This is a genomic window from Paraburkholderia mimosarum LMG 23256 = NBRC 106338 (genome assembly GCF_000739815.1).
Taxonomy (GTDB): domain Bacteria; phylum Pseudomonadota; class Gammaproteobacteria; order Burkholderiales; family Burkholderiaceae; genus Paraburkholderia; species Paraburkholderia mimosarum.
Map to the genome: position 1 here is coordinate 102,541 of NZ_BBJJ01000023.1, position 14,319 is coordinate 116,859.

Below are 14,319 nucleotides of genomic sequence, written 5' to 3' on the forward strand. Positions count from 1 at the left end.
CGTCCTGTTCGTCGAAGCGGACTGTACGCGCGACCCAGGATAGGTAAAAGTATTAAAATAAAATCTTATGCATCGGATTTAGCTATGCAACCACGCGTCGGCGATGTGCCGTCCCGGTTGCGCCCTCCAGAGAGACCGCTTGAAATGGACGGAGTATCGATTCGCTATTCACTGCGCCAGTTGCGCTATTTCATCGCGACGGCAGAAACGCTTTCGTTCACTGCCGCGGCGAAGCGGCTGCACATCTCGCAGCCTTCGATATCGACCGCGCTGGCAGAGCTGGAGGCATCGTTCGGCGTGCAATTGTTCATCCGTCATCACGCAAGCGGACTGTCGCTAACTCAACCGGGACGAGATCTGCTCGTCCACGCACGCAGTCTCCTGAAAAGCGCCGAGGAACTGCAACTCACGGCGCAAGAACTCGACGGCGGCGTATCCGGCACCGTTTCGCTCGGATGCCTCGTCTCGCTTGCGCCGCCGCTCATGCCGTCGCTCATCAGCGAGTTCCTGCGCGAACATTCGGCGATCACATTCATCACCAGGGAAGCGCATCAGGATGGCCTGCTGAGCGGGCTCAGCGACGGCTCGCTGGATGTCGCTCTCACCTATAGCCTCGATATCGCGGAAGGCATCGCCTTCGTTCCAGTCGTCTCGCTGCCTCCGTACGTGATCCTCCCGAAAACGCACCGGCTCGCACGCGCAGCAAAGGTCTCGCTAAAGGATCTGCTGCCGCAGCCTTACGTGATGCTTGACCTTCCGCACAGCCGCGAATATTTCTCGACGCTCTTTGACGCGGCAGGCAGCCGGCCTGTCGCCGCGTTCCGCTCGTCGCAGCCCGAGGTCGTGCGCGGCATGGTGGCGAATGGTCTGGGCTACAGCATTCTCAACTTTCCGCTCGAGTCGTGCCGCACCGTGGACGGCAAGGAATTTGTCATCAAGCGCTTCAAGGAGGCCGTTCCCGCGACGGTGCTCGGCATTGCGACGTCGAACACCGTGCGGCAACGCGAGGTGGTGAAGCGCTTCGTCGCGTTTTGCGAAAGCTATATCCGGCAGTTGCACCTCAAGCATTGATGAGGTGCTTGCGACGATCCCGGTGACTTACTGCAGCGATGCGGATGGCTGATTCAACCGTCGACGGTACGCCGTATCGCGCGTGGCGAGCCAAAGGTAGAGCGGCGTCGTGACGATGATGCCCACGAGCCAGGACAGGTCCGCGCCGTCCAGATGCGCCGAGAAGGAGCCCACGTACATCGGCGTGTTCATGAACGGAATCTGCACCAGGATCCCGGCTGCATACGCGATCAACGCTTGCGGATTGAACCGGCCGTAAATGCCGCCATCGACCCGGAAGATCGACTGGACATCGTACTGGCCTTTGTGAATCACATAGAAGTCGATCAGGTTGATCGCCGTCCACGGCACGAGCACCACGAGCAGCGCGAGCACGAGATCGACGAAATGCCCGACGAAGTCCTTCGACGCACCGACCGCCGCTACGCAGCACGCGACCAGAATGATGATCGAGAGCACTGCGCGCGACTTCGCGGTGGGAATCCAGCGATACGCGAACGTCTGCAGCGACGTGATGACCGAAAGGACTGCCCCGTACAGATTCAGCGCGTTGTGGCTGATCACGCTCAGCAAAAACAGCACGAGCATGAACGGGCCGATCGCCCCGGTCGATGCCTTGACGGCGTCCATCGTGTCTGCGCCGGCTGGAACCGCGAGCACGGCCACGGCGCCGAACACGAACGCAAGCGTCGAACCGAGCACGCAGCCAAGGTACGTCGCCCAAAAGGTCGACGCGACACCCACATCCGCCGGAAGGTAGCGCGAATAGTCGGAGACGTACGGCGCGAACGCGATCTGCCACAGTGCGGAGAGGGACACCGTCGCGAGCCAGCCGGCGAAGCTGAAGCCGCCGCGCGTGAGGAAGTCCGCCGATTGCACGTGCGTGACGATATAGCCGAAGCCCACGGCGATCCCGATGCCGAGCACCCATGTGCCGATGCGGTTCAGCACGTGTATGAAGCGGTATCCGATGATGCCGATCAGCCCCGAACCCAGCGCGCCGATCACGATGCCGGCGGGCACCGGAATCGACGATTCGATGCCGTGCAGCGACTTGCCGGCCAGCACGATATTCGACGCGAAGAACCCGACGTACATGATGCCGGCGATGACCGTGACGAGCAGCGCGCCCCACGAGCCAAACTGCGCGCGGCTCTGGATCATTTGTGGAATGCCCATTTGCGGGCCTTGCGCCGAATGCAGCGCCATGAGAATGCCGCCCACCGCCTGGCCGACGATGATTGCAAAGATGCCCCACATGAGATTGAGGTGATAGATTTGCACGCCTAGCGCGCCGGTGACGATCGGCAGCGGTGCGATATTGCCGCCGAACCAAAGCGTGAAGAGATCGCGGACCTTGCCGTGGCGCTCGTTCTCGGGCACGTACCCGATCGTGTGCTTCTCGATCAGGGGAACCGTGTTGCGGTTGTCAGCCATAACAATCTCCATTTTCTCGCCCGCGCGTTGCTGAAGACAGCACGCGCGACGAAGGTGAAAACAAGTGCAGGGCCCGGACAAATCGACGCCCCCGCTCGAAACATTGGGCGAATTAACGGACGCCAAATTTCGCTTGCCAAGCATTGTTTCCCGATGTTTTACATAGGCTAAAGCTATGCAAGAACAGGCATCGTTTGAGCCGTTCGGCAAAGCGCGCGCCTTTCTGCTCGCGAAGCTCTCGTTGAGGATCGTCCCGACCCTGCGTAGCGTCGAGGCACCGTCGGCGGAATAAGGCGGCGCGCTTCTTCGTTTTGGACATCGAGTGAACGGGTGTGCTTGCCGGGTTCGTTTCCCGCGCAGCACAGGCCTGTGTCGTTCCACAGTTTTGCCAGGCGACGCCGGTGATGCCGTGCGCGAAGCCTCGCCATTGTCGACCCGCTTTTCGCAGTGGGGTGGGCACCTGCGTGCCTCTTTCTGTAACGGGACCGGCAGCCGCGACAGCGTCGCGTACCCGGGCAGTGCGAACTTCTCTCCGGCAACACAGGGCTGGACCCCGGAAATATTATGGATTCCTGTGCAAAACATCCGGCTGGGTCTGCAATACACGCACTTCACCAGATATCTTGGCGCGCGCTCGAACTACGACGGGCTCGGGCGCAATGCAAGCAACAACGACACGCTGTTTGTTTACCTCTGGGCGGCGTACTGGTGATCTGTCCCGCCGTGAAAACCATCCCGTCTCTTCGTCCGGACACATGCCGTGGAAGTCATCTGGAGCGTTGCAAAATGAAAGGCGTATCGCGATGGATTGTGCTCGCCACGTTGCTGGGTGACGCCAGTTGTCACGACATCGAGCATTCCAGACGGACCGACGATCCTGCTGTCAGCGGCAGGACGATCGCGTTGCAGGTGTGCTCGATCTGTCACGGCGCGAACGGCGTCTCTGTCTCTCCCACGTTTCCCAAGCTCGCGGGCCAGACAAAGGCATATCTCGTCAACCAGTTGATGGACTTCAGGGCGCATCGGCGGTCCGACCTGAACGCGCAAAGGTATATGTGGGGCTTCACACATCTGAGCGATGCGCAGATCGACCAGTTAGCCACGTACTTTTCGAGCCGTCCGCCGCCCGCGGGCGTCCCCGGCGATCCTCTGCCAGTCGGTCGCGGCAGGGCGATCTTCACCTCTGGCGTGCCTGAGAGGGGTGTACCGGCATGCAGCGCCTGTCACGGGGCGCACGGTGAAGGCGCAGGTGAGTTTCCGCGCCTCGCGGGCCAGCATGCCGACTACATCGTGAAGCAGCTGGCGGTCTTCCGACACCCCGGGCAGAGGCCTCGTGGAGCGGTGATGAATGCGATCTGCGTCAAGCTGACGGCCGAGGAAATGGACTCGGTAGCGGCTTTCCTCGAAGCCTCCGCGCCTCGGGTCGCGATACCGGCAGACCTGGGGGCCTCCGAGACCCGATCGGCCGGTGAATGACGCGCCGCCCTGCCGAGGCCGGTCCAGAGCGCCGTTTCGCCCACTCCGCGGTAAAGGGCCATCGGGCTGCGGGTGCCGTCGTCCGGCGCTCAAGTCCGTCCCGAAGCTGCCGTAATAGCAGGCTTCGGAATATTCTCGATGCATCGTGACACATCCCGGGACTGAGCCTTCACTGGATCTTGCTGCGCTTCTCGAAACCGTACAGCGTAACGAGCGCGCGTCGAAATCGTTCCAGGACGTGGAACTGCGCCTGATCGGCGCGCAGGATTGGTGCGCCTTTCTCGAAGGGATGTTCGTCTATCTGCCCGAGGTGTTCGGGCTGACTTCGGCCGGCCTCTGGCTCGACGCCCGCGCGCCGCTGCTGCGCGACCTGCTCGAATCCGGGCAAGGGTGCGCCGATCTGGATGCGAACGTGAAATCGGGGGCCCAGGGCGGCTTCGCACTGTCGCGGCTGTGCGCGGCCAATCGTCCGTGGCTTGGCCGCATCAGCGAACTGGGCGAACTGGAACCGGCCGCGAGCGAGACTTTCTTCGGCGCGCAGGCGGCCACGGGCAGCGCGATCGTGCTGCCGCTCCTGAGCCGCGCCCAGGTGCTCGGCTATCTATGCCTCTCGAGCGTCGATCCCGCGCGCTTCGACGCGAGCATGGGCACGGACCTCCTCATGCGGTTCAGCAGCGTCGCCGCGGCGAGCCTCGACAACGTCGCGCATCGCGAGCATCTGCGCAAGACCGGCGTGACCGATCCGCTCACGGGCCTCTCGAACCGCCGCTATTTCGACGAGCGCCTGAACCAGGAGATCCGGCGCGCGAATTCGCACGCGGCGCCCATGACGTGCCTCTTCATCGACATCGATCATTTCAAGCAGGTCAACGACACACACGGCCACGCCATCGGCGACGTGGCGCTCGGCGCCATCGGCACCTGCCTCAAGCAGCAGGTGCGCGTGGGGGACACGGTGTCGCGCTACGGGGGCGAGGAGTTCGTCGCGCTGCTGCTGTGCGACCTGCCCGACGCGCTGGCCGTTGCCGAGCGCATCCGGCGCGCGGTCGAAACGCTGGAAGTGCACGACGACGAGGGCGGCCGCATTGCGCTCAGCGTGTCGATTGGCGTCGCGGAGTATCGGGTGAACGCCGGCGAGGCGTCCGCCGGGACGCCGGAGGGGCAAGCGCGCTCGCTCCTCGACGAGGCCGATCAGGCGATGTACCAGGCCAAGCACCAGGGGCGCAACCGCGTCTCCCTGCTCGGCGTGCGCCAATGACGCCGTTGCGATCCAGTAAAGAGATCGTAAGGACACTCGCTTACGGCTGTTCGCGAACGTAAGTTTTCAAAATCCGGCACTATTTGCGCAAGCGTTGGTTTCCATGGCCCGTTGAACAGGCGTAGCGAAATCATGTCTTACGACCTCTTGATCACCGTTGCCTGTCTGGCGGGCGCGATCGCGATGTTCCTGATCGGCCGGCCCCGCGCGGACGCGGTGGCGCTCATCATGATCGTGGCGCTGGCGCTCTCGGGTATCGTGACCGTCAACGAGGCGCTGGCGGGCTTCGCCGATCCGAACATCGTCCTGATCGCGGCGCTGTTCGTGCTTGGCGACGGCCTCGCGCGCACGGGCGTCGCGCAGCGCGTCGGCGACTACCTGATCGCGCGCGGCGGTTCGAACGAGCGGCGGCTCGTCGTACTGATCATGGTCATCGTGGGAGTGATGGGCTCGGTCATGAGTTCGACGGCCGTCGTGGCGATCTTCATTCCTATCGTCATACGCATCGCGCGCCAGTCTGGCGTGTCGCGCGCGCGCTTGCTCATGCCGGTGAGCATGGCGGCGCTCACGAGCGGCATGCTCACGCTCGTCGCCACGACGCCGAACCTCGTCATCAACAGCGCGCTCGTCGATCGCGGCTACCGGGGCTTCGCCTTTTTCGCCATCACGCCGCTGGGCGTGCCTATTCTCTCGGCGTGCATTGCGTGGATGCTGTTCGCGAGACGCTTCCTGAACGGACCGGGCTCCGGCGGCGCCGACGCACCCACCCGGCCCTCCGTGAACGACTGGGTCGCACGCTATTCGCTCGAAGGGCGCGCGTTTCGTCTGGAGGTCGGGGCGGCCTCGCCGCTCGTGGGGCAGACGCTCGGCCACTGCGGACTCGCCGACGATCCCGTGGCGCACGTCGTCGCCATCGAGCGGCGCGCGCGCATGGGCGCTACCGTGCTGCCCGCGACGGCGGACAGCAGTATCGCGCCCGGCGACGTGCTGCTCCTCGACGTGGAGGTTCCCAGCTTCGACGTGGAGGCGTTTTGCGAGCGTTACACGCTCGCGGTGCGCCGCATGTCGGGCGCCTATTTCACGGACCAGTCACACGATGTGGGCATGGCCGAGGTCATCGTGCCGCCGGACTCGTCGCTGGTGGGCGACGTCGCGCGCAGTTCCGGGACCCTCAGGCGGCATGGCGTGACGGTGGTGGGCCTGCGCCGGGCCGACGCGGCGCTCGTGCGCGATCTGCAAACCACGCAGCTGAAGGTCGGCGACACGCTGCTGGTGGTGGGCCCGTGGATCGATATCTTCTCGATGCAGTCGGTGGAGCGCGATATCGTGTGCCTCGCGATGCCGGTTGAAAGCGACGCGTACGTGCCCGAGCCGCACAAGGCGCTGCACGCGCTCTGTGTCATGGCGCTCGTCATCGCGATGATGCGCTCGCCGCGGGTGCCGAACGTGCTCGCGGGGCTGATCGGGTGTCTCCTCATGGGGGCGTTCGGCTGCGTGAGTCTAGACAGCGCCTACCGCTCGATTCACTGGCGCAGCCTCGTGCTGATCGTGGGCATGCTGCCGTTTTCCATCGCGCTGCAGCGCACGGGCGGCATCGACATCGCCGCCGATGCCGTGCTGCGCGTGGCGGGTGAATGGGGCCCGCATGGCCTGATGGGCGCCGTTTTTCTGCTGACGCTGGTCATCGGCACCGTGATTTCCGGCACGGCGACGGCGGTGTTGATGGCGCCCGTGGTGATCGCGATGGCGGCGCACCTGCATGCGTCGCCGTATCCGTTCGCGTTGACGACGGCGGTCGCCGCATCGGCGGCCTATATGTCGCCGATCTCGACACCGGTCAATGCGCTCGTCAGCACGGCGGGCGGCTACCGGTTCCGGGATTTTTTCAAGGTGGGCATGCCGGCGGCCCTGGGGGCGCTCGTGATCACCGTCGTGCTGGTACCGCTCATTTGGCCGGCCTTCCCGCGCTAGCGCGAGGCCAGGCAGGTCATCCGTTCGCGAGGCATTGACCGGATATGGCGAAATTCTTGACGAGAGCGTGGGCCCTTCGCTGGATCAAGCGGCTGTTTCTTTTCGTGGTGATCGCGTTCGTTTGCATCGCCGCTGTGCGGCTGTACGACGCGCAACGCAAGGCGCCCCTGAGTCTGTGGCACACGTATGTGCCTCACGACATGCACGCCGACGAAATCGATCATGCGACCTGGGCGCAATACATCGAATACGAGAATCGCCTGTTCGATTCGGTCAGGAAGAACGTGACCGACAAGCTGCCGGAAGAGGCACGCGTGCCCGCCAATCGCTATTTCTCGGGCAGCCCGATCTACCCCGGCCACTTTCGCACCGACTGGAACCGCTCGTACACGCTGATGCCGGAAGGCGCGCCGCGCGGCGTGGCCGTGATGGTGCATGGACTGACCGATTCGCCGTACAGCCTGCGGCACATTGCGCTGCGCTATCAGCGCGATGGCTTCGCTGTCGTGGCCGTCCGGCTTCCGGGGCATGGCACCGTGCCGTCCGGCTTGACCGAAGTGACGGCGGAGGACTGGGAGGCCGCCACGCGGCTCGCCGTGCGCGAGGCGCGCCGCCTCGTGCCGGCGCCGGCGCCGCTGCATGTCGTGGGGTTTTCGAACGGCGGCGCGCTTGCGGTTCAATACGCGCTCGAGACACTGGAGAACCCGAGCCTGCCGAAGGCGGACCATCTGATCCTGCTTTCGCCGATGATCGGCATTACGCGGTTCGCGCGCTTCGCGGGCCTCGCGGCGTTGCCGTCGATCCTTCCGGCGTTCGCAAAAGCCGCGTGGCTCGATATCGTGCCGGAATTCAATCCGTACAAGTACAACTCGTTTCCCGTGAACGGCGCGCGCCAGTCGTGGCGGGTGACCCGCAAGGTCCAGCAGGAACTGGCGGATGCGGCGCGCAACGGCAAGATCGCGGCGCTGCCGCCCATGCTTACGTTTCAGTCCGTGCTGGACTTCACGGTGAGCACGAGTGCCATCGTCAGTTCGTTGTATGCGCAACTTCCTGCCAACGGCAGCGAGCTCGTGCTCTTCGACATCAACCGCACCGCGCAGTGGAGCCCGCTGTTACGTGCTTCGATGCGTGATGCGCTGCGCCGTATCGCGCCCGTGCCGCCGCTGCGCTACCGCCTGACGGTGCTCACCAACGCCTCCGCCACCTCGCCGCAAGTGATCGAGCAGAGCACGGCGCCCGACGAGACAACGTCAAAAGTCGAGCCCACGGGGCTCGACTATCCGCTCGATGTCTATTCGCTCTCACATGTGGCACTGCCGTTCCCGGTAACCGATTCGCTCTATGGCCGCACCCCCGATCCCGACGACGACATGGGAATCCAGCTCGGCGCACAGTCCGTACGCGGCGAAACGGGGGCGCTGATCGTTGGCGCCGGGCTTCTCACGCGCCTCTCGTGGAATCCCTTCTACGGGTACGTCATCGAGCGCATCGACTATCTGGCGAGCCACGGGCCGTGATCGCGTGATCGACGGCGCCGGGCATGGCACCGGTCGATCACGCGCGCGGCGAGAGTTCGACCCGCGCGGTCATCTGCTCGCCGTCGCGCGCAACGACGATCGACACACCGCCTTTGGCTCGCGCGATCAGGCTCTGCAACTGCTCGACGTTTTGCACCTCGATGCCGTTGACAGCGATGATCACGTCGCCGGCGCCGATGCCCGCTGCCTTTGCCGGACCGCCCGACTGCACGACGAGCACGCCGCCGTCCACGCCGACCTGCTGCGCTTCTTCGCCGGTGAGCGCACGCACGGCCACGCCGAGACGCGGACGCGCGCCGTGGGCCAGGGTGCGCCCGTTGCCTCCGCCTTGCACGATCTGATCCTTCATGTGCATGGCTTCGTCGATGGGGATCGCGAACGACAGCCCCTGGAAGCCGCCCGTGCGCGAATAGATCATCGAATTGATGCCGATGACTTCGCCGTCCAGATTGAAGAGCGGTCCGCCCGAGTTGCCCGGATTGACGGGCACATCGGTCTGGATGAGATGTGTCGGGCTGTCTTCCGAAAGCTGGCGCGACTTCGCGCTGATGATGCCCGAGGTCACGGTGTTGTCGAGACCATAGGGCGAGCCGATCGCGACGACCCAGTCGCCCACCTTGCTGTTGGCGGGATTGCCGATCTTCACCGTGGGAAAGCCCGTGCCAGCGATTTTCAGCACGGCCACGTCGCCCGCCTTGTCGGTGCCGATCACGCGCGCGGAGAACTTGCGGCCGTCCGTGAGCTTGACCGTCACCTCGTCCGCACCCTCGACGACGTGATTGTTCGTGAGGATGTAGCCGTCCTGGCTCACGATGAAACCCGATCCCAGGGCACCCGAATGGCCGTCTTCGGCATCGGGGTTTTCCTTGACGACCTCGATATGGACCACGGCCGGACCGTAATGCGCGACGATCGCCGAGAAGTTCGGCGCCTGGCTCCTGCTGTCGTCAGCCTTGGGCGCGGGGGACGACAACGACGTTTTCGTCATGCCGCGCTCATCGGCGCTGGCGTGCTCATGGCTGACAACCCATGCGCCTGCAAGCGCCACCGCCACACCGGCGATCAGGCCCCGGCGCTGATATTTGCTGGTACTCATAGCTATGGTCAAAAAGGAAAGTTGGTGAAGGTGGCGTAAGGTACTTTTCGGTGCTTAAACGTGACTTAAAGGGAAGCGGAATTTCGTGGCCCGCAAGCTCGATGTGCGCACAACTAAATCGGGGCAGTGTCCATCCGGATCGGATATCCGTTCCGCTTCGTGGCGCGATTCGTGTGGTTCCGCTCTCGACATGCCATTGCCAGCTAGCGCGCAAGTCTTCCTCAAAGCGGCTAGTCTTTCGAAGTGGCGGCCGATCGCGCCCCGAAGCCCGCAATATTGAGGGCCCCATAGCTGACCCGGGCGTGAATGGCTAGCTAACGTCTGGCTCTTTCCACCGGTTTTCCGCCTGGCGCGCGGGTCGAAGCGCCGGTCGATACATCAGGCAATGTGGTTCGTCATCCAGAGCATTTCATGTCATGCGAGGAAGGAGATGGCCGGATCATCGCTTCGTTGCCAACCGGCGCGATCGCGGGTGACACGAAACCGCGCGACACCGGGGAATTCATGAGACAGGATCTCGTGACGTTCACCTGTGTGGCCGTCCTTGCCGTCATCACGGGATGGGTTCTGTATATCGGGCGTCCGGTGCTGGTGCCCATCGCCTTCGCGATCATTACCTCGTATGTGATCTACGGGCTTGCCGAAATCCTGCGGCGCGTGCCGCACGTGGGCAAGCGCATTCGCGCAGGCGTGCGCTACTGGAGTGCGGCCGCGCTCATCCTCGTCGCGGCCTGGCTCGCGGCCGAACTGCTGCTTTCCGATACCGACCGCATGCTGGCCGTGGCGCCGAAGTACGAAGCCACGCTGCTCGCCTTGCTGGCCAAAATCACCGCGCTGTTCCATCTGGAAACGGAAGCGTCGTGGACAGCGTTCCGCCGCGAGTTGCTGGCGGCCGTCAACGTTCAGGCGCTGCTGACCTCGCTGCTCGGCTCGCTCTCTTCGCTCATGGCGACCACGGTCGTCGTCTTTCTGTACACGGCGTTCTTCATGGTCGAGATGGGGCGCTTTCGCCGCAAGCTGTCCGCAGTCATGCGCGGCAAGGCCGACATGGAGCCCGTGATCGACGCCATCAACTCGAAAATCGGCACCTACCTGGCGTTGAAGGCGCTGCTCGGCGTGGTGCTCGGCATTCTCAGCTGGGTCTGCATGCATTTCGTCGGGCTGGAGTTCGCGCCGCTCATCGCCGTCCTCATCGTGCTGCTGAACTTCGTGCCGTATGCGGGCTCGCTGATCCAGGTGGCGCTTCCCGTCCTGCTCGCGGCGCTTCAGTTCGGCCAGTGGAACGAGCCCGTCACGCTGCTCGTTTCGCTCTCTGCGATCAACTTCGTGATGGGCAATGTGCTCGACCCGTGGCTGATGGCCGGCTCGTTGAACCTCAGCCCTGCGGTCATCCTCATGAGTCTCGCCACCTGGACGGCGATCTGGGGCATTCCTGGCGCATTTCTCGCGGTGCCGGGAACCGTGGCACTCACGATCATTTTCTCGGCGTTCAGTTCCACGCGGCCTCTCGCGCTGCTGTTGACGAAAGAAGATGTCGTGAGGCCTGCTAAATAACCATACCGCCCCGACGGACGCGCGTCCAACCGCGGCTCGTTTTCCGAGGTGACCCGAGGTGACCCGAGGTGACTTATGGCTCCCAGAATGAACCGTGGCGGCAACGCAATCGGCCCGAGTGGCTCTTGCCAGTGCAACAAGGCGCTGGCGCAGTATGCGAACCGCCGGATCAGTGCGGACCTGGCTCGCCGCGGCTTTCTCATCGGCATGGGCGCGTCGATGTTGAGCGCCGTTCTGCCGGAGTTCGGCAAGGCGCAGCAACCCGGCGCGGCAGCGCCTGCGCAGCCCACCACGTTCACGAACTTTCGCCTGTTCGATGGCAAGTCAGGCGCGCTGCAGGACGGCATGTACCTCGTCGTTGACGGAAACCGCATCTCGCAGTTGCGCAGGGGGGCGCCGGAATTCTCGTCGGGCGCGGCAGGTGCTGCGGCGGGGCGGGTGATCGACTGCGGTGGCAGGGTGATGATGCCCGGCCTCATCGACATGCACTGGCATGCGCTGCTCGCCGCATTGCCTGTCGCCACGATTCTGCAATCGGACTTCAGTTTCGTGTACCTCGCGGCAGGCGCGGAGGCGCAGCGCACGCTCCTGCGGGGATTCACGACCGTTCGCGATGTGGGCGGCCCCGCCTTCGCATTGAAACAGGCCATCGACGCCGGTATGCTGAGCGGCCCGCGCATTTATCCGTCGGGCGCGATGATCACCACCACGGGCGGCCACGGCGACTTTCGTCTGCTGACTGACGTGCCGCGCACGTCGGCTCAGATCAGCGAAATAGAAAGAACCGGCGCGGCTGCCATCGCCGATACGGCCGACGAAGTCCGCCTGCGCGTGCGCGAGCAGTTCATGCAGGGCGCCACGCAAATCAAGCTCGTGGGGTGCGGCGGCGTCTCCACGCCGCGCAGTCCGCTCGACATGCTCACGTTCACCGAGGCGCAGCTCAGGGCAGCGGTGGAAACCGCATTGGACTGGGGCACCTATGTGCTCGTGCATGCCTACACGCCGGAATCGGTGAAGCGATCGGTCGGGGCTGGCGTGCCATGCATCGAACACGGACACTTGATGGACGACCGCACTGCGGAAGTCATGGCAAAAAACGGCACATGGTTGAGCACGCAACCATTCACCAGCGAGGAAGACGTCGCGCCGATGGCGCCCTCGAGCCACGAAAGGTTTCTGCAGGTCACCGCGGGGACCGACAACATGTACAAGCTTGCCCGCAAGCACGGCCTCAAGGTGGCGTTCGGCACCGACCTGATCTTTTCGCAGACGCTCGCCACGAGGCAAGGCACGATGCTCGGACACATCGCGCGCTGGTATTCGTCTGCCGACGCGTTGCGGATGGCGACAGGTATTAACGGACAATTGCTGGCGCTCGCGGGCAAGCGCAATCCGTATCCGCACAAACTAGGCGTGCTCGAGGAGGGCGCGTATGCCGATCTGCTGATCGTGGCGGGCGACCCGCTTCAGGACTTGTCACTGCTTGCCAATCCCGATCAGAACCTGCTCATGGTCATGAAAGATGGGCGAGTTTTCAAGGATGCGTTGAAGGCTTGAACGGGCCGCCGCACTCAACGCCGTAACAGCCAGAACAGCACCGACACCACGACCGATAGCACGATGCACGTGACGATCGGAAAGTGGAAGCTGAATCCGTCGCGCACGATATGAATGTCGCCGGGCAGCCTGCCGAAGGGGATGCGCGCGAACCAGCGCCATCCCACGCCAGCGAGCAGGCACAAGAGACCGAAGGCGATGAGAAAGCGGTTCATGGCGCAGGTGAAGGCACATCACGGTCGCAACGGGTCCATGGTAAGCCCGCGGTGAGCGTCCTCGGCAACGAAAATACGCAGGACGGGCGCTTTCGGTCGCGTATCAGCCGAGCGATTTGTGTATCAAGATGTCACTGTTCGGGGCCGTATCAGCCCGCACGTATCAGGGCGTATCGCGCATGTGCGCTGAAGCGGCCGCCGAAGCCTCTTGCGGGGTCTGAAGCCTCCCTGTCCTCATCCGCCATGTGGCCGATTCTGCCGGTTGAAGTTCACCGCGAAGTGGCCCATATTCAAAGTGATTTTTTGCCCGCCTGCCGTAGCGATTTGCGATATGCGGCGCGATCAGGGCAAATGCTTCGCAACCGCGCCACTTGCTCGCCCGCAGCGACGGGCAACCGGCACGCGGCAGCGCCCCGAAACCGATACTGTCGAAACCTCAATAGCTGCAATGTTCAACGAACCTGGCCGAACCAAGTCTGGTCCGTGGGGATGTCCATACTGCGGGACCAGTTTCAATGCGCCGCTGATGATCTGTCCTCAGTGCGGCGCGAAGCAGCTGTCCGCTGGCCCGCGGATGCCGTCTGCGAACGAGTCTTCCGCGCCCGAGTGGCACGACGGTTTCGCGCGCCATTCGCGCTCGGATTGGACGCCTTCGGCCTTCAGCTTCAGCGGCGCCGACCGCTACAGCGACTACCCGATACAAGATGAAGATCGCACGGCGCACCGTTCGTGGCTGCCGTTCTATGCCATCGGCGGCGTGGTTTCCGTCGTGTTCCTGATTGCGGCGTACATGATTTCGCATCACGGCGAGCGAGAGCCCACAGCGGGTGCTCAGGTGGTGGAGGGCTCAGTGTTCGTACCGAAGAGCACTTCGGCGGCGCCGGCCACGAAGCCGCACGCGCTGCCCAGCGTGCCACCCGTCACAGCCGAGCTTGCACCGCCGCCAGTCGCGAGCATCGCTCAAGCGCCGCTAGCCAGTGCGTCGGCGCCAACGCCAACGCCAACCCCAGCGCCAGCCATCGCGAGCGCAGCGCCGCCCGCGCTTGCCAAGGCGCCGCCGCCGCCGGTCGCGAGCGCACCGCCGCCCGTCGTGGCGCAAGTCGCGCCGCCCGCACCGGTTCAGGCGCCGCCGCAGCGGGCCCCGAG

11 protein-coding genes and 1 pseudogene are annotated in these 14,319 nt (G+C 64.1%); 9 read left to right on the forward strand and 3 right to left on the reverse strand.

What is annotated here, in order from left to right:
* Positions 1-144: 144 nt before the first annotated feature.
* Positions 145-1,071, forward strand: a complete 927-nt coding sequence (locus BMI01S_RS18600; protein WP_028214356.1) for a LysR family transcriptional regulator — start codon at positions 145-147, stop codon at positions 1,069-1,071.
* 27 nt (positions 1,072-1,098) lie between these two features.
* On the opposite strand, the gene BMI01S_RS18605 is transcribed toward BMI01S_RS18600, so the two are convergent.
* Complete coding sequence (locus BMI01S_RS18605) at positions 1,099-2,508, reverse strand: purine-cytosine permease family protein (RefSeq protein WP_028231165.1); 1,410 nt, start codon at positions 2,506-2,508, stop codon at positions 1,099-1,101.
* A gap of 409 nt (positions 2,509-2,917) precedes the next feature.
* Here BMI01S_RS18605 and BMI01S_RS39110 point away from each other — a divergent pair, with 409 nt between their 5' ends.
* The 5 genes from BMI01S_RS39110 (at position 2,918) to BMI01S_RS18625 (ending at position 8,730) form a co-directional block, all read left to right on the forward strand.
* Positions 2,918-3,220: a hypothetical protein gene (locus BMI01S_RS39110; RefSeq protein WP_244145238.1), complete on the forward strand. Its 303-nt coding sequence runs from the start codon at positions 2,918-2,920 to the stop codon at positions 3,218-3,220.
* A 74-nt stretch (positions 3,221-3,294) separates the two neighbouring features.
* On the forward strand, positions 3,295-3,984 hold the full coding sequence (locus BMI01S_RS18610; RefSeq protein ID WP_042290109.1) for a c-type cytochrome: 690 nt from the start codon (positions 3,295-3,297) through the stop codon (positions 3,982-3,984).
* A gap of 145 nt (positions 3,985-4,129) precedes the next feature.
* Positions 4,130-5,242, forward strand: coding sequence for a GGDEF domain-containing protein (locus tag BMI01S_RS18615; RefSeq protein WP_028231166.1), 1,113 nt, complete (start codon positions 4,130-4,132; stop codon positions 5,240-5,242).
* 132 nt (positions 5,243-5,374) lie between these two features.
* Positions 5,375-7,213, forward strand: coding sequence for an SLC13 family permease (locus BMI01S_RS18620; protein WP_028231167.1), 1,839 nt, complete (start codon positions 5,375-5,377; stop codon positions 7,211-7,213).
* Between the two features lie 56 nt (positions 7,214-7,269).
* Positions 7,270-8,730: an alpha/beta hydrolase gene (locus BMI01S_RS18625; RefSeq protein ID WP_244145239.1), complete on the forward strand. Its 1,461-nt coding sequence runs from the start codon at positions 7,270-7,272 to the stop codon at positions 8,728-8,730.
* A gap of 37 nt (positions 8,731-8,767) precedes the next feature.
* On the opposite strand, the gene BMI01S_RS18630 is transcribed toward BMI01S_RS18625, so the two are convergent.
* Positions 8,768-9,847 (reverse strand): S1C family serine protease, encoded by a 1,080-nt coding sequence (locus tag BMI01S_RS18630; protein ID WP_028231169.1) that lies wholly within the window; start codon positions 9,845-9,847, stop codon positions 8,768-8,770.
* A 504-nt stretch (positions 9,848-10,351) separates the two neighbouring features.
* Between BMI01S_RS18630 and BMI01S_RS18635 the strand changes: the two genes are divergently transcribed.
* Together BMI01S_RS18635 and BMI01S_RS18640 are read left to right on the forward strand one after the other, a co-directional pair.
* Positions 10,352-11,401 (forward strand): AI-2E family transporter, encoded by a 1,050-nt coding sequence (locus tag BMI01S_RS18635; RefSeq protein WP_028214362.1) that lies wholly within the window; start codon positions 10,352-10,354, stop codon positions 11,399-11,401.
* 75 nt (positions 11,402-11,476) lie between these two features.
* On the forward strand, positions 11,477-12,958 hold the full coding sequence (locus BMI01S_RS18640) for a metal-dependent hydrolase family protein (protein ID WP_244145240.1): 1,482 nt from the start codon (positions 11,477-11,479) through the stop codon (positions 12,956-12,958).
* A 14-nt stretch (positions 12,959-12,972) separates the two neighbouring features.
* Here BMI01S_RS18640 and BMI01S_RS18645 read toward each other — a convergent pair whose 3' ends face one another.
* A complete protein-coding gene (locus BMI01S_RS18645) occupies positions 12,973-13,173 on the reverse strand; it encodes a DUF2905 domain-containing protein (RefSeq protein WP_028214364.1) in 201 nt (66 codons plus the stop codon).
* Positions 13,174-13,747: 574 nt separating this feature from the next.
* On the opposite strand from BMI01S_RS18645, the pseudogene BMI01S_RS38160 reads away from it, so the two are divergent.
* Positions 13,748-14,319, forward strand: a pseudogene (locus BMI01S_RS38160) (hypothetical protein); the annotation flags it as partial.